The sequence below is a fragment of the Caulobacter flavus genome (assembly GCF_003722335.1).
GTDB lineage: Bacteria > Pseudomonadota > Alphaproteobacteria > Caulobacterales > Caulobacteraceae > Caulobacter > Caulobacter flavus.
In genome coordinates this window covers 1,328,999-1,353,423 of sequence record NZ_CP026100.1, presented here as the reverse complement: position 1 = coordinate 1,353,423, position 24,425 = coordinate 1,328,999, and the positions used below count along the sequence as shown (strand labels likewise).

Annotated in this window: 26 protein-coding genes; 19 read left to right on the top strand and 7 right to left on the bottom strand. The window is 69.5% G+C overall.

What is annotated here, in order from left to right; genetic code table 11:
- Positions 1-26: 26 nt before the first annotated feature.
- The 6 genes from fsa to C1707_RS06470 all read left to right on the top strand — a co-directional run bounded on the left by fsa (position 27) and on the right by C1707_RS06470 (position 4,403).
- Positions 27-680, top strand: a complete 654-nt coding sequence (gene fsa, locus C1707_RS06495) for a fructose-6-phosphate aldolase (protein WP_101711139.1) — start codon at positions 27-29, stop codon at positions 678-680.
- A 152-nt stretch (positions 681-832) separates the two neighbouring features.
- Positions 833-1,066: a hypothetical protein gene (locus C1707_RS06490; protein ID WP_101711140.1), complete on the top strand. Its 234-nt coding sequence runs from the start codon at positions 833-835 to the stop codon at positions 1,064-1,066.
- A gap of 86 nt (positions 1,067-1,152) precedes the next feature.
- Positions 1,153-2,565, top strand: coding sequence for a pyridoxal-phosphate dependent enzyme (locus C1707_RS06485; protein ID WP_101711141.1), 1,413 nt, complete (start codon positions 1,153-1,155; stop codon positions 2,563-2,565).
- Positions 2,566-2,623: 58 nt separating this feature from the next.
- Positions 2,624-2,887: a type II toxin-antitoxin system ParD family antitoxin gene (locus C1707_RS06480; protein WP_101711142.1), complete on the top strand. Its 264-nt coding sequence runs from the start codon at positions 2,624-2,626 to the stop codon at positions 2,885-2,887.
- Positions 2,888-3,214 carry a type II toxin-antitoxin system RelE/ParE family toxin gene (locus C1707_RS06475; RefSeq protein ID WP_101711143.1) on the top strand — a complete coding sequence of 109 codons (327 nt, stop codon included), beginning with the start codon at positions 2,888-2,890 and terminating at the stop codon, positions 3,212-3,214.
- A 13-nt stretch (positions 3,215-3,227) separates the two neighbouring features.
- Complete coding sequence (locus C1707_RS06470; RefSeq protein WP_101711144.1) at positions 3,228-4,403, top strand: trans-sulfuration enzyme family protein; 1,176 nt, start codon at positions 3,228-3,230, stop codon at positions 4,401-4,403.
- Here C1707_RS06470 and C1707_RS06465 read toward each other — a convergent pair.
- Entirely contained in the window at positions 4,330-5,313 is a 984-nt protein-coding gene (locus tag C1707_RS06465; RefSeq protein ID WP_101711145.1) for a mechanosensitive ion channel family protein, read from the bottom strand. The genes C1707_RS06470 and C1707_RS06465 overlap by 74 nt on opposite strands.
- A gap of 318 nt (positions 5,314-5,631) precedes the next feature.
- Here C1707_RS06465 and C1707_RS06460 point away from each other — a divergent pair, with 318 nt between their 5' ends.
- The 4 genes from C1707_RS06460 to C1707_RS06445 all read left to right on the top strand — a co-directional run bounded on the left by C1707_RS06460 (position 5,632) and on the right by C1707_RS06445 (position 9,893).
- Positions 5,632-6,792, top strand: a complete 1,161-nt coding sequence (locus C1707_RS06460; RefSeq protein WP_101711146.1) for a DegT/DnrJ/EryC1/StrS family aminotransferase — start codon at positions 5,632-5,634, stop codon at positions 6,790-6,792.
- 66 nt (positions 6,793-6,858) lie between these two features.
- Positions 6,859-7,632 (top strand): hypothetical protein, encoded by a 774-nt coding sequence (locus C1707_RS06455; protein ID WP_101711147.1) that lies wholly within the window; start codon positions 6,859-6,861, stop codon positions 7,630-7,632.
- Positions 7,632-8,516 carry a hypothetical protein gene (locus C1707_RS06450; RefSeq protein ID WP_101711148.1) on the top strand — a complete coding sequence of 295 codons (885 nt, stop codon included), beginning with the start codon at positions 7,632-7,634 and terminating at the stop codon, positions 8,514-8,516. The genes C1707_RS06455 and C1707_RS06450 overlap by 1 nt, the downstream gene beginning before the upstream one ends.
- A 159-nt stretch (positions 8,517-8,675) precedes the next feature.
- Positions 8,676-9,893, top strand: coding sequence for a multidrug effflux MFS transporter (locus tag C1707_RS06445; RefSeq protein WP_101711149.1), 1,218 nt, complete (start codon positions 8,676-8,678; stop codon positions 9,891-9,893).
- Here C1707_RS06445 and C1707_RS06440 read toward each other — a convergent pair.
- Entirely contained in the window at positions 9,890-11,494 is a 1,605-nt protein-coding gene (locus tag C1707_RS06440; protein WP_101711150.1) for a cisplatin damage response ATP-dependent DNA ligase, read from the bottom strand. The genes C1707_RS06445 and C1707_RS06440 overlap by 4 nt on opposite strands.
- Before the next feature lie 94 nt (positions 11,495-11,588).
- On the opposite strand from C1707_RS06440, the gene C1707_RS06435 reads away from it, so the two are divergent.
- Positions 11,589-12,005 (top strand): PaaI family thioesterase, encoded by a 417-nt coding sequence (locus C1707_RS06435; protein WP_101711151.1) that lies wholly within the window; start codon positions 11,589-11,591, stop codon positions 12,003-12,005.
- A 5-nt stretch (positions 12,006-12,010) separates the two neighbouring features.
- Here the strand turns inward: C1707_RS06435 and C1707_RS06430 are convergent, their stop codons facing one another.
- Positions 12,011-13,042: a ligase-associated DNA damage response exonuclease gene (locus C1707_RS06430; RefSeq protein ID WP_101711152.1), complete on the bottom strand. Its 1,032-nt coding sequence runs from the start codon at positions 13,040-13,042 to the stop codon at positions 12,011-12,013.
- Between the two features lie 26 nt (positions 13,043-13,068).
- Here C1707_RS06430 and C1707_RS06425 point away from each other — a divergent pair, with 26 nt between their 5' ends.
- The 4 genes from C1707_RS06425 to C1707_RS06415 all read left to right on the top strand — a co-directional run bounded on the left by C1707_RS06425 (position 13,069) and on the right by C1707_RS06415 (position 17,060).
- Complete coding sequence (locus tag C1707_RS06425; protein WP_101711153.1) at positions 13,069-13,584, top strand: PaaI family thioesterase; 516 nt, start codon at positions 13,069-13,071, stop codon at positions 13,582-13,584.
- A complete protein-coding gene (locus C1707_RS06420; protein ID WP_058347561.1) occupies positions 13,581-14,000 on the top strand; it encodes a PaaI family thioesterase in 420 nt (139 codons plus the stop codon). Before C1707_RS06425 ends, C1707_RS06420 begins: the two co-directional genes overlap by 4 nt.
- A 248-nt stretch (positions 14,001-14,248) precedes the next feature.
- Entirely contained in the window at positions 14,249-14,347 is a 99-nt protein-coding gene (locus C1707_RS26620) for a hypothetical protein (RefSeq protein ID WP_240621635.1), read from the top strand.
- 283 nt (positions 14,348-14,630) lie between these two features.
- Positions 14,631-17,060 (top strand): TonB-dependent receptor, encoded by a 2,430-nt coding sequence (locus C1707_RS06415; protein ID WP_101711154.1) that lies wholly within the window; start codon positions 14,631-14,633, stop codon positions 17,058-17,060.
- Between the two features lie 9 nt (positions 17,061-17,069).
- On the opposite strand, the gene C1707_RS06410 is transcribed toward C1707_RS06415, so the two are convergent.
- A complete protein-coding gene (locus tag C1707_RS06410; protein WP_101711198.1) occupies positions 17,070-18,020 on the bottom strand; it encodes a histone deacetylase family protein in 951 nt (316 codons plus the stop codon).
- 93 nt (positions 18,021-18,113) lie between these two features.
- Between C1707_RS06410 and C1707_RS06405 the strand changes: the two genes are divergently transcribed.
- Entirely contained in the window at positions 18,114-18,968 is an 855-nt protein-coding gene (locus C1707_RS06405; protein WP_101711155.1) for an acyl-CoA thioesterase, read from the top strand.
- Positions 18,969-19,077: 109 nt separating this feature from the next.
- On the opposite strand, the gene C1707_RS06400 is transcribed toward C1707_RS06405, so the two are convergent.
- On the bottom strand, positions 19,078-20,961 hold the full coding sequence (locus C1707_RS06400) for an HWE histidine kinase domain-containing protein (RefSeq protein WP_101711156.1): 1,884 nt from the start codon (positions 20,959-20,961) through the stop codon (positions 19,078-19,080).
- A 182-nt stretch (positions 20,962-21,143) separates the two neighbouring features.
- Between C1707_RS06400 and C1707_RS06395 the strand changes: the two genes are divergently transcribed.
- The 3 genes from C1707_RS06395 to C1707_RS06385 all read left to right on the top strand — a co-directional run bounded on the left by C1707_RS06395 (position 21,144) and on the right by C1707_RS06385 (position 22,595).
- On the top strand, positions 21,144-21,494 hold the full coding sequence (locus C1707_RS06395) for a hypothetical protein (protein ID WP_101711157.1): 351 nt from the start codon (positions 21,144-21,146) through the stop codon (positions 21,492-21,494).
- Positions 21,495-21,511: 17 nt separating this feature from the next.
- The gene (locus C1707_RS06390; protein WP_240633881.1) at positions 21,512-21,907 is read left to right on the top strand and encodes a hypothetical protein; all 396 of its coding nucleotides are present in this window, start codon (positions 21,512-21,514) and stop codon (positions 21,905-21,907) included.
- Between the two features lie 76 nt (positions 21,908-21,983).
- Positions 21,984-22,595 (top strand): superoxide dismutase, encoded by a 612-nt coding sequence (locus C1707_RS06385; RefSeq protein ID WP_101711159.1) that lies wholly within the window; start codon positions 21,984-21,986, stop codon positions 22,593-22,595.
- A gap of 59 nt (positions 22,596-22,654) precedes the next feature.
- Here the strand turns inward: C1707_RS06385 and C1707_RS06380 are convergent, their stop codons facing one another.
- On the bottom strand, positions 22,655-23,476 hold the full coding sequence (locus C1707_RS06380; protein ID WP_240633880.1) for a metallophosphoesterase family protein: 822 nt from the start codon (positions 23,474-23,476) through the stop codon (positions 22,655-22,657).
- Complete coding sequence (locus tag C1707_RS06375) at positions 23,473-24,330, bottom strand: diacylglycerol/lipid kinase family protein (protein ID WP_101711160.1); 858 nt, start codon at positions 24,328-24,330, stop codon at positions 23,473-23,475. Before C1707_RS06375 ends, C1707_RS06380 begins: the two co-directional genes overlap by 4 nt.
- Between the last annotated feature and the right edge of the window lie 95 nt (positions 24,331-24,425).

Here is a 24,425-nt window from a genome sequence, read left to right as displayed (position 1 = left end):
TCACAACAGGGCCCCCGCGCAGAGCCATGCAGATCTTCCTCGACAGCACCGACACCAAGGTCATCGCCGACTTCGCCGCCACCGGCCTGATCGACGGCGTCACCACCAACCCGACCCTGATCGCCAAGTCGGGCCGCCCGATGCTCGAGGTCATCGCCGAGATCTGCGACCTGGTCCCCGGCCCGATCAGCGCCGAAGTCGCCGCCACCACCGCCGACGCCATGATCGCCGAAGGCGCCAAGCTGGCCCAGATCGCCCCGAACGTTGTGATCAAGCTGCCGCTGACCCGCGACGGCCTGATCGCCTGCGGCCACTTCGCCAACGAAGGCGTCAAGACCAACGTCACCCTGTGCTTCTCGCCCGCCCAGGCCCTGCTGGCCGGCAAGGCCGGCGCCACCTACGTCTCGCCGTTCATCGGCCGCCTGGACGACTACGGCTTCGACGGCATGGACCTGATCCGCGACATCCGCGCCATCTACGACAACTACGGCTACGAGACCGAGATCCTGGCGGCCTCGGTGCGCAACACCGTCCACGTCAAGGAAGCCGCCATCGCCGGCGCCGACGTCGTGACCATCCCGCCGGCGGTGTTCGGCGACATGTTCAAGCATCCGCTGACCGACAAGGGCCTGGAACAGTTCCTGAAGGACTGGGCCAGCACCGGCCAGTCGATCCTGTAGGCGTCGATTTTTTCGATCGTCGCAAATCCTTGCTGAACAAGGCGCGGCCCCGGATTCGTCCGGGGCCGTTTCTTTTTGCGGGTGCGAAGACGGTTCGCAAACGCGAACTGGCGCGTTAGGGTCGGGAAACCTCGAGTTTGAGGAGCGCGCCCATGAAAGCCGCCGACATCGCCGTCGACATCTGCCTGGCCTCAGCCGAGGAAGCGGTGCGCTTCTCGCGTTTCGTGCAGGGCTTCCTGGCCAGCAACGGCTTTCCGTTCGTGATGATCCACAACACTCCCGAGCTGGGCGCCGAGCGCCGCAAGGTGGTGTTCGAGGACGTCGGTATCGGCGCCAAGTTCGCGCGCGAGTGGCGGATGGATCGCCTGGCCGCCGCCGGGGCCTGACGGCCAAGCTTGAAGAACGGCGTTTCCCGTTTCTGATTTTGGGCGTTACACAGGGTGATCGTTTCGCCCTGCCCCAGAGTCGCGCCATGAACGACCCCAAATCCGCCCTTCCCCCGGTCGCCGGTTCCGCGCTCGACCTGATCGGCCGCACGCCGATGCTGGAGGTGCGCAACCTCGACATCGGCCCCTGCCGCCTGTTCCTGAAGCTGGAGAACCAGAACCCCGGCGGCTCGATAAAGGATCGCGTGGCCCGCTCGATGATCGAGGCGGCCGAGGCCGACGGCAGCCTGCGGCCCGGCGGGACGATCATCGAGGCCACGGCCGGCAACACCGGCCTGGGCCTGGCGCAGGTGGCGACGCTGAAGGGCTACAAGCTGATCCTGGTGGTGCCCGACAAGATGGCCCGCGAGAAGATCCTGCACCTGCGGGCCATGGGCGTGGACGTGCGCCTGACCCGCAGCGACGTCGGCAAGGGCCACCCCGAATACTACCAGGACATGGCCCAGACCCTGGCCCAGTCGATCCCCGGCGCGATCTACGTCAACCAGTTCGCCAATCCGGCCAATCCGCTGGCCCACGAGACCGGCACCGGCCCGGAAATCCTCGCCCAGATGGACGGCGACGTCGACGCCGTGGTCGTCGGCGTCGGCTCGGGCGGCACCCTGACCGGCGTCGGCCGCTACATGGCCGCCCACTCGCCCAAGACCCAGATGGTGCTGGCCGACCCGGTCGGCTCGATCCTCTGCGACTACGTGGCGACCGGGACCTACGGCGAGGCCGGATCGTGGATCGTCGAGGGCATCGGCGAGGACTTCATCCCCGACAACGCCCAGATGGATCTCGTCCGCAAGGCCTACTCGATCAGCGACCGCGAGAGCGTCGACACCGCCCGCCTGCTGCTGCGCAAGGAGGGCGTGCTGGCCGGCTCGTCCTCGGGCACCCTGCTGGCGGCGGCCCTGCGCTATTGCCGCGAGCAGACGGAAGCCAAGCGGGTGGTGACGCTGGTCTGCGACACCGGCGCGAAGTACCTGACCAAGATGTTCAACGACATGTGGCTGGCGGCCCACGGCTTCGACCAGCGCGAACTGCACGGCGACCTGCGCGACCTGATCGCCAAGCGCTACGCCGAGGGCGGCGTGATCGCCATCGGGCCCCAAGATACCTTGCTGACCGCCTACAATCGCATGCGCTCGAGCGACATCAGCCAGCTGCCGGTGGTCGACGCCGGCCGCCTGGTCGGCATCCTCGACGAGAGCGACATCCTGGCCGCCGTCGAGGGCGGCGACGAGCACCACGAGGAGCACCGTGGCGCCCGCTTCAAGACCCCCGTCGCCGACGCCATGACCCGCGAGATCAACACCCTGCAGGCCCACCAGGGCGTCGAGGCCCTGCCCGAGGTGTTCGACCGCGACGAGGTGGCCCTGGTCGTCGACGGCGACGAGTTCGTTGGCGTCATCACGCGCGTCGACCTGCTCAACCACCTGCGGCTGGGGGCGTGATGGTTGCGGTTTTGTTCCCACGGAGTCATGCTGCGATCGAAATCCACACGAGGGTCGCATGACCATTCAGGTGAAACTGACGCCCGCCTTGGAGAAGTTCGCCGAGGATTGCGTGGCGGACGGGCGTTTCGGCGACGTCAACGAAGTCGTCGAGGCCAGCCTGCGCCTGCTGCAACACCAAGAGCAGAAACGGCAGGCCTTCCTGCAGTCGCTCAAGGACGCCGAGGACGAGGCCGACCGGGGAGAGGTGTTCACGCTCGAGGAGGTCATGGCGGATCTGGACGCCATCATCGAGGCCGCCGAAGCCCACGCCGCCGAATAGATGCCTCCCGCCACGCTTTCAGCCACGGCTCGCCGCCACATGATGGCGGCGGCCAGCTGGATCGCCGGAGACAGCCCGAAGGCTTCACGCAGGTTCCAGATGGAGTTGAGGGAGGCGCTGGCCCTGCTGGGAAGCTTCCCCATGACCGGCGCGAGCCGCCCAGAGCATGCGCCCGAGCCCTATCGGTCGCCCCTGCCCGGCTTTCCCCATGTCCGTGTCTACAACTGCCAGCGCCGACCACCCGTGATCATGCGCATCCTGCATGGATCCCGGGACTTACCGGAAATTCTGAGCACGCTGCCGTCCGTCGACGACAGCGCCCCATGAAAGCCCTTCCCGCATGACCGACATCCCCGGCAAGAACCGCCTGGCCTTCGCCACCCGCGCCATCCACGGCGGCCAGTTCCCCGACCCGACCACCGGCGCGGTGATGGTGCCGATCTACGCCACCTCGACCTACGTCCAGTCGAGCCCGGGCGAGCACAAGGGCTTCGAGTACAGCCGCAGCCAGAACCCCACCCGCTTCGCCTTCGAGCGCGCGATCGCCGACCTGGAGAGCGGCACGGCCGGCTTCGCCTTCGCCTCGGGCCTGGCGGCGGCCTCGACGATCCTGGAGATCCTAGACAGCGGCGCCCACGTGATCGCCAGCGACGACCTCTACGGCGGCTCGTTCCGGCTGTTCGACAAGGTGCGCAAGCGCTCGGCCGGCCTGACCTTCAGCTTCGTGGACATGGGCGACGTCTCGGCCATCGAGGCGGCGATCCGGCCCGAGACCAGGATGATCTGGGTCGAGACCCCGACCAACCCGATGCTGCGGCTCGCCGACCTCGAGGCCATCGCCGCCCTGGCCAGGCAGCGCGGCCTGATCACCGTGGCCGACAACACCTTCGCCAGCCCCTTCGTCCAGCGCCCGCTGGAGCTGGGCTTCGACATCGTCATGCACTCGGCCACCAAGTACCTGAACGGCCATTCCGACGTCGTCGCGGGCGTGGCCGTGGTCGGCGACAATCCCGAGCTGATCGACAAGCTGAAGTTCCTGCAGAACGCCGTCGGCGCGGTGCTGGGGCCGTTCGACAGCTTCCTGGCCCTGCGTGGCGTCAAGACCCTGGCCCTGCGCATGCAGCGGGCCTGCGACAGCGCCCTGGAGATCGCCCAGTGGCTGGCCACCCGCAAGGACGTCGAGCGGGTGATCTATCCGGGCCTGGCCAGCCACCCGCAGCACGACCTGGCCCGCCGCCAGATGCACGGCGGCTTCGGCGGCATCATCTCGGTGGAACTGAAGGGCGACGAGGCCGCGGCCCGGCGGGTGCTGGAGCGCACGCGCCTGTTCACGCTGGCCGAGAGCCTGGGCGGGGTCGAGAGCCTGATCGAGCATCCGGCGATCATGACCCATGCCTCGATCCCCGCCGATCAGCGCAAGGCGCTGGGGATCAGCGATACGCTCATTCGGCTTTCGGTGGGGATCGAGGACTGCTCGGACCTGATTTCCGACCTTTCCTCGGCGCTCTCAACTTGAACAGGTGATGGTCCTTGTCGCCGGGCATGGCCGGCGACGGGTCCGGCGCCTTGGACGGGCGCGGGGGCGGCAGCTCCCGCGTCGGGTCCTCGGCCCACAGGTGGGCGGCCAGCATCAGGTCGGTCCTGACCGGGCCGAAGTCCTCCTTGGCGGTCCAGACGCGGATGGCGGCCTGGGCGAAGACTTCCGACAGGTCGGTGACCTCGATCATCGGCGCCGGCTCGTTGCGCACGCGCGGATCGCTCTCGGCCCGCTCGCGCATCTTCTGCAGCACCAGCACCAGATCGGTCTTCAGCGGCACCTTGAACAGCACGTCGGCCCGGCGCGTGCGGTGGGTCGAATAGTTGAGGATGACGTCGCCGAACACCTTGCTGTTGGGGATCATCACCTTGACGTTGTCGGGCGTAGCGATCTCGGTGAACAGCAGGTCGAGCGACTTGACCGTGCCCTGGCGGGTGGCCGTCTCGATGACGTCGCCGACCCGATAGGGGCGGAACAGCAGGATCATCACGCCGGCCGCCACGTTCGACAGCGCCCCCTGCAGGGCCAGGCCGATGGCCAGCGAGGCCGCGCCGAGCACGGCGATGATCGAGGTCGCCTGCACGCCCAGCTGCTGCAGCACCGCCACCAGGCCGATGGCGACGATGGCGTAGCGCACCAGCGACGAGACGAAGCTCTCGAGCGTCGGGTCGGGATTGGTGCGATGCACCCGGCCCAGCGCCCGTCTGGCCACCCCGGCCAGCCAGCCGGCGGCCCAGAAGGTGATGACCAGGATGATCACGGCCACCACCAGGTTGACGGCGATCTTTCCCAGCCAGTCGACGAAGTGCCCGAACATGGTCTCGTCGGCCTTTATGTTGGCGATGGACGGCAGGGACAGGTCTTCGGGTACGATGGTCGGCTTGCTCATGAAACTCTCGATGGCGCCCCCGCGCCGGGCGGTCAACGACACGCGGCCAAGGTTCGTTCCCGTCCCAGGACCGCCGAAGACCGGTGCGGGAGGCTCCTGCGGCGCCTGCCCCCGCCCGTGAAATCCCGCGAAAGCGCTCCAATCCTGCCCCCTCGCCCCTGTGGCGAGGAAGACGGATCCAAAGATCCTCCCCCTCTGGGGGAGCTGTCGCGGAGCGACTGAGGGGGACCGCGCGGCGGGATCGACAGACAGCCGAGAAACAGTCGGTTACATCAATTGGCTCGAAACCGCCGCCTTTGAACTCTAAGAGCCGCGCCCATGAGCATGCCCTTCATCGACCTCGCCGCGCAGCAGCGCCGGATCCGCGACAAGATCGACGCCGCCGTGGCGGCCGTGCTGGACAGCGGCGCCTACGTCATGGGTCCGCAGGTCCGCGAGTTCGAAAGCCAGCTGGCCGCCTTCGGCCAGGCCGGCAAGGCGCTGTCCTGCGCCAACGGCACCGACGCCATCGCCCTGCCGCTGATGGCCTGGGGCGTGGGCGCGGGCGACGCGGTGTTCTGCCCGTCCTTCACCTTCGCCGCGACGCCGGAAGTCGTGCCGTGGGTCAACGCCACGCCGGTGTTCGTCGACGTGCTGCCCGATACCTACAACCTCGATCCCGCCAAGCTGGAAGCCGCCATCGCCGGCGTGAAGGCCGACGGCAAGCTCGTCCCCAAGGTGGTGATCGCCGTCGACCTGTTCGGCCAGCCGGCCGACTATCCGGCCATCAAGGCCATCTGCGACCGCGAGGGCCTGAAGCTGATCGCCGACAGCGCCCAGGGCTTCGGCTGCACGCTGGACGGCAAGCACCCGCTGCACTGGGCGGACGTGGCCACCACCAGCTTCTTCCCGGCCAAGCCGCTGGGCTGCTACGGCGACGGCGGCGCGGTTCTGACCAACGATCCGGTGCTGTGGGACCTGATGGACAGCTATCGCGTGCACGGCAAGGCGGTTGGCCCCGATCTGGAGGGCCGGACCTTCGACCACGACCCCAAGTACCTCAACACCCGCATCGGCATGAACTCGCGGCTGGACACCATCCAGGCGGCGATCCTGATCGAGAAGCTGGCGATCTTCGCCGAGGAGATCCAGCTGCGCCAGGCGGTGGCCGACCGCTACGCCGAAGGCCTGGCGGGCGCGGTGCTGTCGACCCCCAAGGTCATCGACGGCGGCGTCTCGGTCTGGGCCCAGTACGTCATCGAGCACGAGAACCGCGACGGCCTGGCCGCCCACCTGAAGACCAAGGGCGTGCCGACCGCCGTCTACTATCCGGTGCCGATGCACGTGCAGGCGCCGTACGCGAACTTCCCGCGCGGCGCGGGCGGCCTGCCGGTGACCGAGGCCAAAGCCCAGACGGTGCTGGCCCTGCCGATGCACCCCTATCTCGGCGAGGCCGACCAGGCGGTGATCATCGACGCGATCCGGGGCTTCAACGGCTAAGCTGCGCCTCATTGAGGCCTCAACAAAAGGCATGGTCGGGCCCGACGCCAACCACGAAGGGCCCGCATGCACGATCCGGTCACCAGCCTCGTCGTCTCGATCTTCAGCGCGCCGAGCGCCGCCCTGATCATGGCCGGCGCCATCCTGGCGCTGGCGGCCGTGGTCATCTTCCAGTCCGGCCACTTCGAATACGCCCCGCTGACCGACGATCTGTCCCGGCGGAGCGAACTGCTCGCCGACCTGCATGGCGGCGACCGCCAGAAGGCCTTCGCCGAGGCCTTCCCGGCCCTGGACAAGCGCCTGAGCGGCGCGGCCTATCCGACGCTGGAGCTGGGCTGGGCGACCTATCGCGGCCAGCTGGCCGAAACCGCCGATGGCCATCTGGCCTCGTCGATCCACGCCGTCGACGCCTTCGAGCACGCCGACGGCCCGGCACGCACGCTGGAATGGTGGGCCAACCTGCTGGTCGCCATCGGCCTGGTCATCACCTTCATGGGCATCGTCGCGGCCCTGACCGAAGCGGTCGACGCCATGCAGCGCCAGGGCGGCGCGGCCACCCAGACCGCCCTGATGGGCCTTCTGGCCGTGGCCGCGACGAAGTTCTGGACGTCGATCGCCGGCGTCCTCGGTTCGATCGTCCTGCGTCTGGTCGCCCGTCGCCGCCGCCTGGCCATCGAGGCCCGCGAGGCCCACTTCTTCGCCCTGCTGGACGGCTGCGTCCGCTTCGCGCCGCCTGAAAAGGTGATGCTGGAGCAGTTGGCGGTGCTGTCGCGCATCGAGGCCGCCCTGGGGGCCGGCGCGACCCCGCGCCAGATTCCCGCCGCCCCGAGCCTGACCTGATGGCCGGCCTGGCCCGCGCCCGCCGGCGCCGTACGCCCGACCTCGAGGAAGGCGAAAGCTACTATGTCTCGATGACCGACATGATGGTGGGGGTGATCTTCATCTTCATCATCATGCTGAGCTATTTCGCCCTGCAGTTCCGCCAGTCGACCCAGGCCCTGACCGAGGCCAGGCACCCCGAGACCGCCGCTCTGCTGCAGACCGCCACGGCCCTGACGCCCCACGACGTCACTGTCGAGGTCGACGAGAAGGCCCGCGTGCTGTGCGTGCCCGAGGCGGTGATCGGCGGGACCGGAACCGAGCGCCGCTGCTTTTCCTACGCGCCGCCGGCCAGGACCGCCGGCGTGGCCGTCGCCGCCTCCGACGCCCAGAAGACCCTGATGGGCTTCCTCGACGCCGACCTGCGCGACGCCGGCGCGCCGCTGGTCGGAGACACCTCCGGCGGCGCCCTGTCGTTCTCGGCCGACGCCCTGTTCGAACCCGGAGCCTCCACCCTGTCTCCGGGCGGCCGCCAGATCGCGGGCCAGGTCGCCGCGTCCCTGGCCAGGCGCCTGCCGTGCCTGGCCTATGGCGGACCGACCTCGACCGCCTGCCCCGAGGGCGAGGCCAAGCTGGCCCTGGTCAACGTGGTCAGCCAGACCAATCTCGACGCCTTCACGGCCGAGGGCCAGAAGGCCGCGGCGCTGGCCCTGGCCCGATCGGCCGCCTTCCACCAGGCCCTGACCGGCGCCCAGCCGGTGCTCGGCGCGCTGCGCAACGCGCCCGCCGACCAGCCCGGGTCGCAGCCCCTGATGCGGGTCGCCAGCGTCGGCCAGTCGCAGGAGGGCGCGTCGCGGGTCGGCGAAGGCCAGACGGTGAGCATCCAGTTCCAGATGGCCCAGTAAGACGTCCGCGCGGTTGGCGCGCGGGCGCTGCCGGCCTATATGCCGGCCATTGCGTTCCGCGCCGGCCGGCGCCTCGCGCGTCCACGGCCGAAGAGAGAGCGCGTCATGCCCCGGGATACTCAGCAGACCAAGTCGTCCCATGCTGGCCCCCATCCCGGCATGGGCTTCGCGCAGTTCGTCGCCCTGATCGCGGCGATGATGGCCACCAACGCCCTGGCCATCGACTCCATGCTGCCGGCCCTGCCGCAGATCAGCCAGAGCCTCGGCCTCACCGCCGACAACCAGCGCCAGTGGGTGATCACCGCCTACCTGCTGGGCTTCGGCGCGGCCCAGATCGCCTATGGCTCGCTGGCCGACCGCTACGGCCGCAAGCCGGTGCTGCTGGCCGGCCTGGCGCTCTACGTGCTGTTCAGCCTGGCCTGCGCCCTGACCACCTCGTTCGAGATGCTGCTGGCGGCCCGCGCCCTGACCGGCGTCGGCGCGGCGGCGACGCGGGTGCTGTCGGTGTCGATCGTGCGCGACTGCTACTCGGGCCGGCGCATGGCCCAGGTGATGTCGCTGTCGTTCATCGTCTTCCTGGCCGTGCCGATCGTCGCCCCGTCGATCGGCCAGGCCATCGTGCTGGTCGCCCCCTGGCGCTGGATCTTCGGGGTCATGGCCGTGTTCGGCGCCGCCGTGATCGCCTGGACCGCCCTGAAGCTGCCCGAGACCCTGCATCCGGAAGACCGCACCCCGATCTCGCCCAAGGCCATCCTCGGCGCCTTCCGCACCGCCCTGACCGACCGCGTGGCCATGGGCTACACCATCGCCGCCACCCTGGTGCTGGCCGGCCTGTTCGGCTTCATCAACTCGGCCCAGCAGGTCTTCGTCGACGCCCTGGGCGCGGGCGAATGGTTCACGATCATCTTCGCCGGCATCGCCGGCGGCATCGCCCTGGCCTCGCTGGTCAACGCCCGCATCGTCGAGCGCCTGGGCATGCGCAAGGTCTCGCACGTCGCCCTGATCGGCTTCATCGCCTTCGCCGGCGTGCACGCCGTCGTCGCCCACACCCAGCACGAGACGGTGTGGACCTTCGCCCTGCTGCAGGGCGGGATGATGTTCTGCTTTGGCCTGGTGATGTCGAACTTCGGGGCCATCGCCATGGAGCCGCTGGGCCACATCGCCGGCGCGGCGGCGTCGCTGCAGGGCTTCGTCACCACCATCGGCGGCGCCTTGGGCGGCTTCCTGATCGGCCAGCTGTTCGACGGCACCGTGGGCCCGCTGACCCTGGGCTTCTTCGGCTTCGGCCTGGCCGGCCTGATCGCCGTGCTGGTCACCGAGAAGGGCCGCCTGTTCCAGACCGGTCCCGGCGGCGGCGCGCCGGAGATGGCGCACTAGTCCAGCATCCGCTCCAGGGTCGAAAGCGCGTCGGCCTCGCGCGAAGGCTTGTCCCAACGGATGCGGTTGATGCGGGGAAAGCGCATGGCCACGCCCGACTTGTGCCGGGTCGAGCGCTGCAGCCCCTCGAACGCCACCTCGAAGACGAGGCCGAACTCCAGGTCGGCCCGCACCGAACGCACCGGCCCGAACCTCTCGACGGTGTTGTCGCGGACGAACTTGTCGATCTGCTTCAGTTCCTCGTCGGTGAAACCGAAATAGGCCTTGCCGACGGGGGTCAGCTTGCGGTCGCCCGTCTCGTCCTCGCGCCAGACGCCGAAGGTGTAGTCGGAATAGTAGCTCGACCGCTTGCCGTGGCCGCGCTGGGCGTACATCAGCACCGCGTCCACGAGGTGCGGATCGCGCTTCCACTTGAACCACGGCCCCTTGGGACGGCCGGGCTCGTAGACGCTGTTCCAGCGCTTGAGCATCAGGCCCTCGGCGATCGCCGGATCGCCCGGCGGCGGAGCCGCGCGCAGGTTGGCCAGTCCCTCCCAGGTCTCGAAAGGCTGCAGCGGCGACAGGTCGATCCGCGTGGTCGACAGCCGCCCGACAAAGGCCTCCAGCCGCTGGCGGCGCTCGGCAAACGGCAGGCCGCGCAAATCCTCTTCGCCGTCAAGCAGCAGGTCGTAGGCGCGGATGCCCGCGGGATGGGCGGCCATCAGCTTGGCGTCGACCGTCTTGCGGTTCAGCCGCTGCTGCAGGTCGCCGAAGCTGGCGATCGCGCCGTCGCGCATGACCAGCAGCTCGCCGTCCAGCGCCCCCTCGAAGTCGAGCGCCTCGAGCACGTCGGGAAAGGTCGCCGAGATGTCGTCGCCGGTGCGGGTGTAGAGCCGCCGCTCGCCGCGCTCGCTGACAGCCTGCACGCGGATGCCGTCCCACTTCCATTCGGCGGCGTAGTCGGCGGGGTCGAGCCTGGCGAAGTCCACGGCCTCGTCGACGGCCTGGGCCAGCATGACGGGCCGGAAACGCCCCGGGGCGTCGGGCGAGGGCCGTTCGGACCGCCCCTCCAGCCAGGCGAAGAGATCGCCGTAGGGCGGCTCGATCGCGTGCCAGACCTCCTCGATCTCGCCGATCGCCACGCCGCCCAGGTTGGCGCAGGCCTGCTTGGCCAGGCGCGAGGACACCCCCACCCGCAGGCCGCCGGTCATCAGCTTGAGCAGCGCCCAGCGGCCGTCGGCGTCAAGCGCGTCGAGCCAGCCCTCGATCAGCTTCTGGGCCTCGGCGCGCGAGGTCGCCTTCAGCGCCTCGACCACTTCGGAAAGCTCCGGCTCGCGGTTGGCGCCCGGCCGGGCGGGCCAGACCAGGGCGACGGTCTCGGCCAGGTCGCCCACATAGTCGTAGGACCAGGCGAACAGCTGGGCGTCCATCCGCGCCTCGACGGCCTTGCGGATGAAGGCCGGTTTGGCGGCGTCGAACGACAGGGCCCCGGTCAGCGCCGCCAGGGCGTAGCCGCGGTCCGGGTCGGCCGCGCCGCGCAGGAAGTCCTCGATCAGCGTCAGCTTGGCGTTGCGCGAAGCCGTCAGCGACAGGCGGTCGAGAAGATGGGCGAAGGCGCGCATGGCTAGAGAATGTCGCGCCGGGGCCGAGGTTCAAGCGGCCAGGCTTGCCTGGATTTCAAACATTTGTTTAAATTGCACTCCTGGGAGACGCCCGATGACCTTTCAGCCGCCCGAGCCCTTCACGCCCCATACCCGCGCGAGCCCGCTGACCGCGCCATGGGAGCCGATCTACGCCGACCTGCGCGAGGATCGTTGGGTGCTGGGGCTCGAGGCTCGCGAGGTGCACGCCAACTCGCGCGGCGGACCACATGGCGGCCTGATCGCCGCCCTGGCCGACAACGCCATGGGCTTGTCATGCGGAGTGCGGATGCGGCGCGAGGGCCTGGCCTGCGGCGGCCTGGTCACCGTTTCGCTGGGCGTCGACTACCTGGCCGCGCCCAGCCTTGGCCAATGGCTCGAGTTCGACACCGACTTCATCAAGCCGGGCAGGAGCCTGTGCTACGCCGAGGCCACCGTGCGCGCCGACGGCAGGCCGGTCGCCCGGGCGCGCGGCACGTTCAAGGTGGTCTGAGACGGCTACTCGCCGTCCTCCTCGTCATACCCCACCAGGCGCAGGGCGCGGGCGGGGATGCCCTCCAGCTCGCACCACCGCTCCAGGGCCTCCTCGCGGCCGTGGGTAATCCACACCTCGCCGGGGCGCAGTTCCGACAGGGTGTCGGTCAGCTCGTCCCAGTCGGCGTGGTCGGAGATGATCAGCGGCAGCTCGACCCCGCGCTGGCGGGCCCGGGCCCGCACCCGCATCCAGCCGCTGGCGAAGCAGTCGACCGGATCGGGGAAGCGCCGGCTCCAGCGGTCGGCCAGGGCCGAGGGCGGGGCGACGATGATGCTGCCCGCGAAATCGCCGGCCTTGCCCCGCTCGGTGGTCGCCGGGGCCAGGGGGCCAAGGTCGACGCCATGGGCCTCGTAGAGCCGGTTCAGGCGCTCCATGGCCCCGTGCACGTGGATGGTCCGGTCCCAGCCGGCCTCGCGCAGCAGCCTGATCACCCGCTGGGCCTTGCCCAGGGCGTAGGCGCCGACGATGTGGGCGCGCTCGGGAAACTGCTCGACCGACTTCAGCAGGGCGGCGATCTCGCCCGCGTCGTCGGGATGGCGGAAAACCGGCAGGCCGAAGGTGGCCTCGGTGACGAAGACGTCGCACGGCACGGGCTCGAACCGGGCGCAGGTGGGATCGCGACGGCGCTTGTAGTCGCCGGAGACGACGATGGTCATGCCCTTCCAGCGCACCACCGCCTGGGCCGAGCCCAGCACGTGCCCGGCCGGGACCAGCGACACCTCCACGCCGTTGTGGGTGAAGCTTTCACCGTAGGGAACGGCCTGCCGCCGGCCGGTGAAATCCTCGCCGTAGCGCTCGGCCATGATCGCCAGGGTCTGCGGCGTGGCCGCCACCATGCCGTGGCCGGCGCGGGCGTGGTCGGAATGGCCGTGGGTGATCACCGCCCGGTCCACGGGACCGATCGGGTCGATGTAGAAGTCGCCGGGCGGGCAATACAGACCGCCGGGCTTCGGACAGAGAAGATCCTGGGGCTTGATCACGGCTGGATAAGACAACGCGCGATCCTGTAAGCCTATCCCTCATGAGCGAGACGGATATCGGCGAACAGCACCGCCTCATCGCCAAGGCGATGAACGAGGGCAGTCCCCAGGCCAAGGCCCTGGGCTTTTCGACCTTAGAGATCGGCGACGGCGTCGCCATCCTGAAGGTCCCCTACCGCACCGAGCTGGTCGGCGATCCCGAGACCGGCGTGATTGCCGGCGGCGTGGTCACCACCCTGCTCGACCACGCCTCGGGCCAGGCGGTGCACGCGGCCATGACCAACTGGACCTCAATCGCCACGCTGGACCTGCGCATCGACTACATGCGGCCCGCCGAGCCGGGCAAGGACATCCTGGCCCGCGCCCACTGCTACAAGCTGACCCGCTCGGTCGCCTTCGTGCGGGCCGTGGCCTACGAGAGCGATCCCGAAGACCCGATCGCCGCCGCCCAGGCCGCCTTCATGCTGGACTCCAGCGCCGGCAAGAAGGCGGGGGCCAACCTCAAGCCGCCGGGTTCGAGCAAGCCGGACGCCGAAAACAAGGAGGGCGGCCAGTGAGCGAAGCCCAAGATCGTCTGGTCGCCGTGCTCGGCGCCATTCCCTATGCCCGCTTCATCGGCATGAAGGCCGAACTGGCCGGCGACGAGATGACCGCCATCCTGCCGTTCTCGCCCGAGATCGTCGGCAATCCAATGCTGCCGGCCATCCACGGGGGCGTGCTGGGGGCGTTCATGGAGATGACGGCCCTGGCCCAGCTGTCGATCGCCGAGACCCTCAAGCGCCAGCCGCGCACCATCGACGTCTCGATCGAGTACCTGCGCTCGGGCCGGCCGCTGACCACCTATGCGCGGGCCCAGATCAAGAAGGTCGGCCGGCGGATCGCCAACGTCCACGTCGAGGCCTGGCAGGAACAGCGCGCCGCGCCGATCGCGGCCCTGCGCGGCCACTTCCTGCTCACCGGGGCCGAGGACTGATCCTCCCCCGGCTGCGGCGGCGACGCGCAAGCCGCTCCCGTCGCCGCCACGGCCAAGAAGGCAGTATTTTTTGGAAAGTCAGAAAATCGCGCCAACATTAATCCAATGTAATGCGTATTACAGGTCTGATAGTTTCTTAAAATGGCGTCATGACGCAAAGGTAACGGGTGTTCGTCCCTCGCCCGACCTATACCTCTTTTCACCGGACGCGGACGTCGCGCCGGGCAAACAACTCAGGGACCAGACCAATGACCTTCTCGAACAACGCCTTCGCTTCGCTCGCCAGCCTGGTGCTCGCCGTGCTTCCCCTCGTCGTCGTCGCCGGCTTCATCTCGCCGAGCTTCTAAGTGACCGCCGCGTAGCTCCGCCGGCCCGATCCCGGCGGAGCATGGCGCTGACGAAGCGCTTCCGAAAAGAATAGATCGGAAAGAATTCGAAACTTACTTGTTTCCTTAGATATCAGAACGTTGCCTTTGCAGCGAACATGCAGCGATACCGTCGATTTCCGACCCCACAATCGCTCTATTCTCGTCATCAAACATTGAATTACGATCTCTAAAAATCCCGCTTCCGCAGGATTTTACTTCGCATATCGGCGGAGTTGTTGCGGACAAGGGGATTATCTTAGAGATGAACAGAACCAAGCTGGCCTGCCTGGCCACGACGGCGCTGTTTGGCGGCCTGCTTCCGGCTGCCGGCGCCTTCGCCCAATCGACCGCCACCACCGAGCTCGACACCGTCGTCGTCACCGCCGCGGCGGGTCCCAAGACCCTGGACGGGACCATGGTCGCCGAGACGGCGCCCAAGGGTAAGTACACGGTCACCAACGAGTTCCTGAACCGCCAGGCCGACGGCCAGACCGTTCTGCAGTCGCTGAACCTGGTGCCGGGCCTGGTGTTCAGCAACAGCGACCCGTACGGCTCGTCGGGCGGCAGCATCCGCCTGCACGGTCAGGACGGCGCCCACATCGGCTTCCTGGTCGACGGCGTGCCGCTGAACGACGGCGGCAACTACGCCATCTATTCCAACCAGCAGGTCGACGCAGAGCTGATCCAGCAGGCCAACGTCAACACCGGCTCGACCGACGCCGACTCCGTCACCGCCTCCTCGACCGCGGGCGTGATCAACTACACCACCCTGCGCGCCACCAAGGACTTCGGCGTGGTGACCAAGGCCGGCGTCGGCACCGACAATTTCCGCCGCGCCTTCGCCCTGCTGCAGACCGGCGAATTCGGCCCGCTGGGCACGCGCGCCTGGATCGCCGGCAGCTGGCAGAAGTACGACAAGTTCAAGGGCCCGGGCACGCTGGAGAAGAAGCAGCTCAACGCCCGCATCGAGCAGGACCTGGCCAAGCCGGGCGACTTCCTGGCGCTGAACTTCAACTACAACGAGAACCGCAACAACAGCTACTACGCGCCCTACCTGACCAACGCCGACGCGTCGGTGGCCGGCGACGTGGCGACCTACGGCGAGGACTACGACTACAGCGCCACGCCGGGGACCTCGAACTACTACGGCCTGCGCATCAACCCGTCGAACACGGGCACCATCCGCGGCCAGTCGCGCTTCACCCTGCTGCCGAACCTGAAGCTGACGGTCGACCCGTCGTTCAACTACACGCTGGCCAACGGCGGCGGCTCGACCAGCCTGTCGGAAACCTCGATCCAGCTGAAGAACAGCGCCGGCGCGGGCGTCGACCTGAACGGCGACGGCGACACCGGCGACACGGTGCTGGTCTACTCGCCCAGCAACACCAACACCCGCCGCTGGGGCCTGAACACCTCGCTGATCTGGGACGTGGCCGACCACCACCGCGTACGCTTCGCCTACGCCTGGGACGAGGCCCACACCCGCCAGACCGGCGAGTACAGCATCCTGAACAGCAACGGCGACCCAACCGACGTGTTCAGCGGCAAGGACGGCTACGGCGTGGCGATCCAGACCGCCGCCGGCGAGGTCGCCCAGAAGCGCAACCGCGCCTCGGTGGCCACCTTCAACCAGTTCAGCGTCGAGTACCGCGGTGAATTCCTGGACGAGAAGCTGATCGCCAACATCGGCGTGCGCCTGCCGACCCTGGACCGCGAACTGAACCAGTACTGCTATTCGCGAGCCGGCTCGACCACCTACTACTGCTCGTCGATGACCCCGACGGCGACGGCCGCCAAGGCCGACGGCGCGGCAGCCTCGGTCGTCACCGTCAACGGCGCGACCTACTTCTCGCCGTTCTCGGCCAAGAAGAGCTACGACGACATCCTGCCGAACGTGGGCCTGTCGTACCGCGTCGGCGACAACCACTCGGTCTACGCCAGCTATTCGGAACAGATGTCGGCCCCCAAGGTCGACAACCTCTACACCCTGACGAGCACGGGCGCCCTGGGCAACGTCGAGCCGGAAACCGGCCAGACGGCCGAGATCGGCTACCGCTTCCGCACGCCGACGGTGATGGCCTCGGCCAGCGTCTACCATACCAGCATCCAGAACCGGATCGTCACGACGGTCGACCAGAATGACGGCACCTACATCGACCGCAACGTCGGCGACGTCGAGATCCAGGGCTTCGACGCCCAGGCCCAGTGGCGCCTGGACGACAACCTGACGATCTACGGCTCGATGGCCTACACCGACGCCAAGCTGCAGGACGACCTGGCCGTCAGCTACAGCTCGACCACCGGCCTGGCCACCTATGCCGACACCGCCGGCAAGCAGGTGGTGGAGACCCCGAAGTGGACCTTCGCCGGCCGCCTGACCTACGACATCGGCAAGTTCCAGATCGGCGTGCAGGGCAAGTTCATCGGCGAGCGCTACATGACCGACGTCAACGACCAGAAGCTGCCGCACTACACGGTGTGGGACGCCGACGTCCGCTACGACCTGGGCGGCGACGGCTGGAAGAAGTCGTACCTCCAGCTCAACGTCACCAACATCTTCGACAAGTTCTACTACGGCAACCTGTCGGGGACCCAGACCAGCGCCACCCCGGGCGACCCCGGCTATGCGCGGACCTACGCCTATGTGGGCGCCCCGCGCGCGGCGGTGCTCAGCCTGCGGACGGCCTTCTAGGACCGGACCTCAGATCGCGCGGGGAAGGGGCGGCTCGGCGACGGGCCGCCCCTTTCTCGTGGACGACAGGGCCGCGGCCGTGCGGTGCAGTATGGCGTGGCGGTCGGCCAGGCGGTCGATGTCGGCGTCGTAGCCGCCGCCGATCACGCCGACGACCGGAATGTCGCGCGCCAGGCAGGCGCCCAGCACCCGGGCCTCGCGTGCGGCGATGCCGGCGTTGGTCAGGGACAGCCGGCCCAGCTTGTCGTCCGTATGCGGATCGACCCCGGCGTTGAAGAAGACGAGATCGGGATCCACCCGCGCGATCAGCTCGGGCAGGATCGCGTCGAGACGGCCCAGGTAGGCGCCGTCGTCGGTTCCGTCGGGCAGCTCGACGTCGAGATCGCTGGCGGCCTTGCGGTGCGGGAAGTTCTTCTCGGCATGCATCGAGAAGGTGAAGACGCTGGGATCGCCCTCGAAAATCCGCGCCGTGCCGTCGCCCTGGTGGACGTCCAGATCGACGACCAGCACCTGCCCCACCCGCCCCTCGGCCTGCAGCAGGCGGGCGGCGACGGCCACGTCGTTGAACACGCAGAACCCCGCGCCGGAAGCCGCCTCGGCGTGATGGCTGCCGCCGGCGGTGTTGCAGGCGATCCCGTGCTCCAGGGCCAGGCGCGCGGCCAGTATGGTGCCGCCGGTGGCGGCGCGGGCCCGGATCGCGACGCTGTCGGTGTCGGGCATGCCGATGCGGCGCACCACGTCGGGCGGCAGGGAAAGCTCGACCACGCCGCGCACATAGTCCTCGGTGTGAGCCAGCTTCAGCACCTCCAGCGGCGCGAACTCCGGCTTGTGGAAGCCGCCCGGTCCCGCCAGGCCCTCGGCCTCAAGCAGGCTGGCCAGACGCGAGAACTTGTCCATCGGGAAGCGATGCCCGGGCGGCATTTCGGCCCGGAAGGCGGGGTGATGGACGATAGGCGGCATGGGCCAGAGGATGGGCGCCGCGACCATGCGGCGCAAGGCTGACGCTATGGGCAGGCTTGCCCTGCTCGTCCGTGAAGCTTATCGCAGCGCACCATGCAGACGCCCGAGAACCTCGCCGAGATCCTGACCCTCGAACCGATCGAGGTGAACCTGTTCCGGGGCGTCAGCCCCAATGACGGCTTCCCGCGCATCTTCGGCGGCCTGGTGATCGCCCAGGCCCTGACCGCGGCCTACCAGACCGTGGGCGACCGGGTCTGCCACTCGCTGCACGCCTACTTCATCCGCCCCGGCGACGTGAACGCCCCCGTCCTCTACGAGGTCGAGCGGGCCCGCGACGGCGGCACCTTCACCACTCGCCGGGTGGCCGCCATCCAGCACGGCGAGCAGATCTTCAACCTGGCCGCCTCGTTCCAGACGCCGGAAGTCGGCCTGGAGCACCAGTTCGAGGCGCCCGACGTGCCCGCGCCCGAGACCCTGCCGACCGAGGCTGAGTATCTGCGTAGCCTGGGCGACCAGATCCATCCCAAGATGCTGGCCTTCATGGAGCGCCCGCGCCCCGTGGACCTGCGCTGGATCGATCCGCAGAACCCCGTCGCGCCCGTCAAGAAGTCGGGCGAGAAGCAGGTGTGGATGCGCGCCGTCGCGCCGCTGGGCGAGGACATCCGCATGCAGCAGGCCGCCCTGGCCTACGCCTCGGACATGGCCTTCATGGAAAGCGCCCTGCGCCCGCACGGCCTGATCTGGACGACGCCGGGCCTGCAGGCCGCCAGCCTCGACCACGCCATGTGGTTCCACCACCCCTTCGACTTCAACGACTGGACCCTGTTCTCGCAGGACAGCCCCAGCGCCTCGCAGGGCCGGGGCCTCGTGCGCGGCCAGATGTTCAGCCGCGACGGCAAGCTGGTGGCCTCGGTGGCTCAGGAATGCCTGATGCGGATCCGGAAATAGGCGCTTCGCACCCCCTCCGGGCCACCTCCCCCAGAGGGGGAGGACCTATTGGCGCCTCGCTTAGATGCTCCCCTTCTGGGGGAGCTGTCGGCAAAGCCGACTGAGGGGGTCACCCCCGCCCGGTCACCGAAGCCAGGGCCCGGGCGATCTGGTGGACGTTGTAGGGCTTGCGCACGATCGGGGCGTCGAAGCCCATGGGCGCGGCCTTGTCGGCGTAGCCCGTGGCGAAGACGAACGGCCGGCCTTCCTTGCGCAGCACCTCGGCGACCGGGGCCACGGACTGACCGTTGAGGTCGGCGTCGAGCACGGCCGCGTCGAACGCCTGCTCCAGCATCGATAGCGCCTCGCCCAGTTCGGCCGCGCAGCCGACCACCTCGACGCCGCTGTCCTCCAGGCCCGCCTCCAGCTCCATGGCCAGCAGCAGCGAGTCCTCGACGATCAGCACCTTGAGGCCGGCGATGGCCCCGGCGCGGAAGCTCTCGTCGCCGCCACCGATGGTCTCGACGATGCGCTCGGGTTCGGCCGGCGCCGGCTCGGGCTCGGGAGCGTCGGCGAGGGCGGAAGGCGCGGCGTGGATCATCGCCGTGACGCCGCTGCGGCGGTAGTCGATCTTGGCCTCGCCGCCGAGCTCGCGCCCGACCACGTCCTCGACCAGGGTGGCCCCGAAGCCGCGCGTCGCCGGCTCGCTGGTCAGCGGGCCGCCGGTTTCCAGCCATTCCAGGCTGAAGCCGCCGTCGGGCGAACGCCGCCAGACGATCTCGACCCGGCCGGTCTCGGTCGACAGCGACCCGTACTTCACCGCGTTGACCGCCAGTTCGTGCAGGGCCAGCGACAGCGCCGCGGCCGCGCGCGGGGTCAGGAACAGTTCCGGGCCGTCCCAGCGGGTCTGGTTGGGCGCCAGGCCGCCCAGCTCGGCGGCGGCGATGCGGCCCAGGGTGGCCCCGCGCCAGCGCGCCGCGCTGATCAGGTCGTGGGCCGAGCTCATAGACTTCAGCCGCGCGGCGAAGGTCTTGAGGAAGGCGTCCAGCGACGAGCTCTTGCGCGCCGACTGGGCCGCGACCGACTGCACCACCGCCAGGATGTTCTTGATGCGGTGGTCCAGCTCGGCCACCAGGTTGTCGCGCCGCTCGTCGGCCTCGCGCTGGTCGGTGATGTCCTGCACGACGCCGATCAGCAGGTCGGGCTGGCCCTCGTCGTCCAGCACCATGACCCCGCAGCCGCGGCTCCATTGCTCGTGACCGTCGCCGCCCTGGGCCCGGCGATACTCGACCTCGTAGCGGCCGGTCTCGCGCAGCTGGGCCCGCAGGTCGTCGCGGGTGGTCTCGCGGTCCTCGGGATGGACGTAGGGCCAGACGGCCTTGCCCTCCTGCGCCGGCATCTCGCCGGCCGGGATGCCGCTGATGCGGGCCATGCGCTCGCTGACGCGCAGGCGGTCGGTCTTGACGTTCCACTCGAACTCGCCGAGCCGCGCGGCCCCTAGCGCCAGGGCCAGGCGCTCGCCGTCCAGCAGGCGCTCGGCGGCGGCGCGGGCCTGGTCGGCGCCGCGAATCAGTTCCTCGATGGCCAGGTCGGCCAGCTCGCCCAGGGTTTCCAGCTGGCCGGGCTCGACACTGGCGCGAGGACGGTCGTCCTCGACGGCCAGCACGCCGACCACCAGGCCGCGCGGATCGCGCAGGGGCGCGCAGGCGAAGAAGGCCGCGCCGGAGACATCGGCATGCTGCGCCGAGCGGCTGCAGCGCAGCACCAGGTCGGCCAGAGGCGTGTCGCGAGGGATCTGGTCGGCCTGACGCCCGATCCGCCCGGCCAGGCGGATGCGGCCGGGCTCGATCAGCATCAGGGCGGCGCGGGGCGCGTCGAACAGGCGCGCGGCCAGCCGCGTCAGGCGGGAAAGACGCGGGTCGTCGGCGTCCTTCCACGCTCCGGCCAGAGCCGTCGCCGCCCGCAGCCTGCGGGCCTCCTGGTCCGATGCTCGTTCTGCATCCGCGTCCGCCATGATTCGAACATAGACCGCCTTCTCGCGTGGCGCGAGCGGGGATCGGATGCTCCAGCGCGATCTCCTGTGGTGAAGCTTTTGAGGTCGCGCTAAGGTGGGAACTGGCCGTGCGGGCTCCGCGTTGTCGGGGCGCAGCTACAGCTGCACTTCCCGCAAAGCCTGCCGCGAACCGGAGACGAGACATGCCCGCGAACGCCTTGAACACCGCTCAGAGTGAAGCCGACAAGGCGACGGCCGCCGCCGGCGCGGCCGCCGAGCACGCCGAACGCTCCTTCGCCGAGGCCGCCAGCGCCGCCAAGGCCAGCTTCGCCGACGCCGCCAAGCGTCTGGAGAAGAACCTGGTCGACAGCTTCGACACCCTGCGCGCCCAGAGCCGCACCTACACCGACACCGCCGGCCAGCAGCTGGAAGACGCCCAGAAGTACGTCTCCGAGCGCGTCCGCGAGCGTCCGATCACCGCCACCCTGGCCGGCCTCGGCGTCGGCGTCCTCCTGGGCCTCCTGCTCGCCGGCAGCCGCAGCCAGAACAAGTGATCTTCGAAAAGACCCTGATGACGCTGGCAGCGGCCGCGGCGATCGCCGCGGCCGCTGCCGTGAGTGTGTTCGCCGCGGCCTTCGCGCTGTACGCGGTGCTGGCGCCGTTCCTGACCCCGGCCGGCGCGGCGGCTGTTGTCGCCGCCGTCTTCGCCCTGGTCGTCGCGCTCACGGGCCTGATCGTCGCCAGCCGGGCCGAGGCCGCCTCCGCGCGGGCTCGCCATGCGGCCCCGCCTCATGTGGACGGCCTGACCGAACGCCTGGTCGACATGGTCAAGGACCGGCCGCTGCTGTCGATCGGCGCCGCTCTGGCCGCGGGCGTCTTCGCGCTGAAGAACCCGACCTTCACCGCTTCGGTGGCGTCCGCCTTCATGGCGTCGCGCCGAGCGTCGTCGCCACCGCCGCCGCGCTGAAGTTTTTGTAGCGCGGGTCTCTATCTTTTCGCCGCCCCCGGCCCATCTTCCGGGGGCGTTTCGCCATGGAGCAACCATGTTCAAGCTGCCCGACCTTCCCTACGCCTACGAGGCGCTCCAGCCGACCATCTCGGCCAACACCCTCCACTTCCACCACGACAAGCACCACGCCGCGTACGTCAACGCGCTGAACGGCCTGCTGCCGGAAGACGACAGCCGCTCGCTGGAAGCCGTCATCGCCGACGCCGGCCCGGGCAAGGTGTTCAACAACGCCGCCCAGGCGTGGAACCACGCCTTCTTCTGGGAATGCATGGCTCCGGCCAGCGCCGGTCCGGGCGAAGCGCTGGCCAAGGCCATCGACGCCACCTTCGGCGGGCTGGCTGGCCTGAAGGAAAAGTTCGTCGCCGAGGGCGTCGGCCACTTCGGTTCGGGCTGGGCCTGGCTGGTCGCCGAAGGCGACAAGCTGTCGATCATCTCGACCCACGACGCCGACGGCGCCATGACCAAGCCGGGCGTGACCCCGCTGCTGGTCTGCGACGTGTGGGAGCACGCCTACTACCTCGACCACCAGAACAACCGTAAGGGCTTCCTGGAAGCCTGGTTCGACGCGCTGCCCAACTGGGCGTTCGCCGACGCCCAGTACGCCGCCGCCCAAGGCCAGGGCGAAGCCTGGAAGTACCCGGTCTAAGCGCAACCTAGGGCCGACCTTGGGAAGGGCGGGGCCGCGAGGCCCCGCCCTTCCTGCGTTCAGGCCTCCGTCTTGCAGTTGGGCCGGCGGTTGACCGCCCAGGTGCGCCAGACCACGAAGCCGGTGCGCTCGAAGGCCATGGCGGTGATCCGCATCTCCGCTTCGTCGGCCTCGATGATGTTGAAGCTGGGCGGCACGCCGCGCTCGCGCACCGACAGCGTGCCCGAGCCCACCGCCTGGGTGCAGCCGCCGGCATAGGGATAGGCGTGGACGAAGGGCGCATGAATGTGCCCGGTCAGCACGAGGTCGGCGCCGGCGTTGGCGAAGGCCAGGGCCGCGGCCTGGCCGCCCCGCACCTTGGCGGTCATCGGCCCGCCCATCATCTCGATCAGCGGGTGATGGCAGACCACCACCTTCAGCCGCCCGGCCGGCTCGGCTTCCAGGCGTTTGGCCAGGGCCTTGGTCTGCGAGCGCGACACCGCGCCCTTCGACCAGTTCCAGCGGATCTGCGCCCCGCGCGCCGAATTGAGGGTGAACACCGCCGCCCGCTCGTCGCGGAACGACAGTCCGTCCGGCTCGCCGAACCGGGCTTCGTAACGCCTCCAGGGCATGAACAACCGCTCGAAGACCTCGACCGGCCCCTTGAACGGGCTGTCGTGGTTGCCCGGCGCCAGCAGTTGGGGCCGAGGCAGGCGTTCGAACCAGGCGCGGGCGGCGTCGAACTCGACCTGGGCGCCGTCCTTGGTCAGGTCGCCCGCCCCGATGACCAGATCCGGCCGCGCGGCGTGGATGCACTCCACCGCCGCCTCGACGGCCTGCGGATGCTCGCCGCCGAAGTGGATGTCGGAGACCTGGACCATCTTGAAGACCGGGCCGGTCACGGCGCGTCGTCCTTCAGGGCCAGGGCGCGGAAGGCCTTGGGGCGGAAGCGGATCGAGACGTGGTCGTCCAGCCGCACCGGCTCGCCGTCGAGGATGGCGGGGATGCGCCCGCCGGCCCATGCCCGACCCACTCGGCAACGCCCGACGCTGACCGACGGGTCGTCGCGCCAGGCGCCGGTGACGGTCTTCACGCCCAGGCGGAAGATGTCGAGGGCGTTGGTGGGATCGAGCGCCGCGGCCTCTAGGGCCCGCTCGTCGGCGTCCAGCGCGGTGGAGACCAGCGGGCACATCAGGGTCAGGGCCTCGGCCTTGGCCTTGGGCCGGCCGTCAAGCACGTAGCGCAGCCGGCTTGAGAAGGCGCGGCGCAAGGCCCTCTGGGCGCGCATGATCGCCAGGTCGGCGCGTCCGGAGCGGGCGGCCTCGCGGGCCTCGGCCCACAGGGCTGGACTGCCCAGGATGGCGGCGACGAAGAACAGGCGTCCCGCCACCTCGCCGCCGGAGATCATCCGCTCCTCGCCGTGGGTCAGGCACGCCTTCAGCGCCTCGGGCCAGGCGCGCTCGCCGTAGAGGGCGCGCGGCAGCATGTTCATGGTGCCGCCCGGCAGCGGGGCGACCATGGGACCGTCGGGACCGGCCATCTCGGCGGCCGCCCGCGCCGTGCCGTCGCCGGCCAGGACGAACAGCACGTCGGGCTTGCGGGACAGGGCTTCGGACAGGCAGGGCTCGAGCTCGCCCCCGCCCGGGGCGTGGACGTTGGCCTCGACGCCGTGCTCGGCCAGAATCGCCTCGGCCCGCTCGGGTCCGTCACGTCCCACCGAGCCCGAAGCGACGTTTGCGACCAGTTCGACGCGCATGAAAACTCCAGTCGGCGCGGCCCGCGGCGGCCTCCGTCCGGAGCAAACGGCGGCGCTTGGTCGGGGTTCCCGGCGGGCCGTCCCGGAACTTCCGC

Bases quoted from the DNA above. Each gene is read 5' to 3' on its own strand.
- fsa (WP_101711139.1), top strand. From the start codon at position 27: ATGCAGATCTTCCTCGACAGCACCGACACCAAGGTCATCGCCGACTTC.
- C1707_RS06490 (WP_101711140.1), top strand. From the start codon at position 833: ATGAAAGCCGCCGACATCGCCGTCGACATCTGCCTGGCCTCAGCCGAG.
- C1707_RS06485 (WP_101711141.1), top strand. From the start codon at position 1,153: ATGAACGACCCCAAATCCGCCCTTCCCCCGGTCGCCGGTTCCGCGCTC.
- C1707_RS06480 (WP_101711142.1), top strand. From the start codon at position 2,624: ATGACCATTCAGGTGAAACTGACGCCCGCCTTGGAGAAGTTCGCCGAG.
- C1707_RS06475 (WP_101711143.1), top strand. From the start codon at position 2,888: ATGCCTCCCGCCACGCTTTCAGCCACGGCTCGCCGCCACATGATGGCG.
- C1707_RS06470 (WP_101711144.1), top strand. From the start codon at position 3,228: ATGACCGACATCCCCGGCAAGAACCGCCTGGCCTTCGCCACCCGCGCC.
- C1707_RS06465 (WP_101711145.1), bottom strand. From the start codon at position 5,313: ATGAGCAAGCCGACCATCGTACCCGAAGACCTGTCCCTGCCGTCCATC.
- C1707_RS06460 (WP_101711146.1), top strand. From the start codon at position 5,632: ATGAGCATGCCCTTCATCGACCTCGCCGCGCAGCAGCGCCGGATCCGC.
- C1707_RS06455 (WP_101711147.1), top strand. From the start codon at position 6,859: ATGCACGATCCGGTCACCAGCCTCGTCGTCTCGATCTTCAGCGCGCCG.
- C1707_RS06450 (WP_101711148.1), top strand. From the start codon at position 7,632: ATGGCCGGCCTGGCCCGCGCCCGCCGGCGCCGTACGCCCGACCTCGAG.
- C1707_RS06445 (WP_101711149.1), top strand. From the start codon at position 8,676: ATGGGCTTCGCGCAGTTCGTCGCCCTGATCGCGGCGATGATGGCCACC.
- C1707_RS06440 (WP_101711150.1), bottom strand. From the start codon at position 11,494: ATGCGCGCCTTCGCCCATCTTCTCGACCGCCTGTCGCTGACGGCTTCG.
- C1707_RS06435 (WP_101711151.1), top strand. From the start codon at position 11,589: ATGACCTTTCAGCCGCCCGAGCCCTTCACGCCCCATACCCGCGCGAGC.
- C1707_RS06425 (WP_101711153.1), top strand. From the start codon at position 13,069: ATGAGCGAGACGGATATCGGCGAACAGCACCGCCTCATCGCCAAGGCG.
- C1707_RS26620 (WP_240621635.1), top strand. From the start codon at position 14,249: ATGACCTTCTCGAACAACGCCTTCGCTTCGCTCGCCAGCCTGGTGCTC.
- C1707_RS06415 (WP_101711154.1), top strand. From the start codon at position 14,631: ATGAACAGAACCAAGCTGGCCTGCCTGGCCACGACGGCGCTGTTTGGC.
- C1707_RS06410 (WP_101711198.1), bottom strand. From the start codon at position 18,020: ATGCCGCCTATCGTCCATCACCCCGCCTTCCGGGCCGAAATGCCGCCC.
- C1707_RS06405 (WP_101711155.1), top strand. From the start codon at position 18,114: ATGCAGACGCCCGAGAACCTCGCCGAGATCCTGACCCTCGAACCGATC.
- C1707_RS06400 (WP_101711156.1), bottom strand. From the start codon at position 20,961: ATGGCGGACGCGGATGCAGAACGAGCATCGGACCAGGAGGCCCGCAGG.
- C1707_RS06395 (WP_101711157.1), top strand. From the start codon at position 21,144: ATGCCCGCGAACGCCTTGAACACCGCTCAGAGTGAAGCCGACAAGGCG.
- C1707_RS06390 (WP_240633881.1), top strand. From the start codon at position 21,512: ATGACGCTGGCAGCGGCCGCGGCGATCGCCGCGGCCGCTGCCGTGAGT.
- C1707_RS06385 (WP_101711159.1), top strand. From the start codon at position 21,984: ATGTTCAAGCTGCCCGACCTTCCCTACGCCTACGAGGCGCTCCAGCCG.
- C1707_RS06375 (WP_101711160.1), bottom strand. From the start codon at position 24,330: ATGCGCGTCGAACTGGTCGCAAACGTCGCTTCGGGCTCGGTGGGACGT.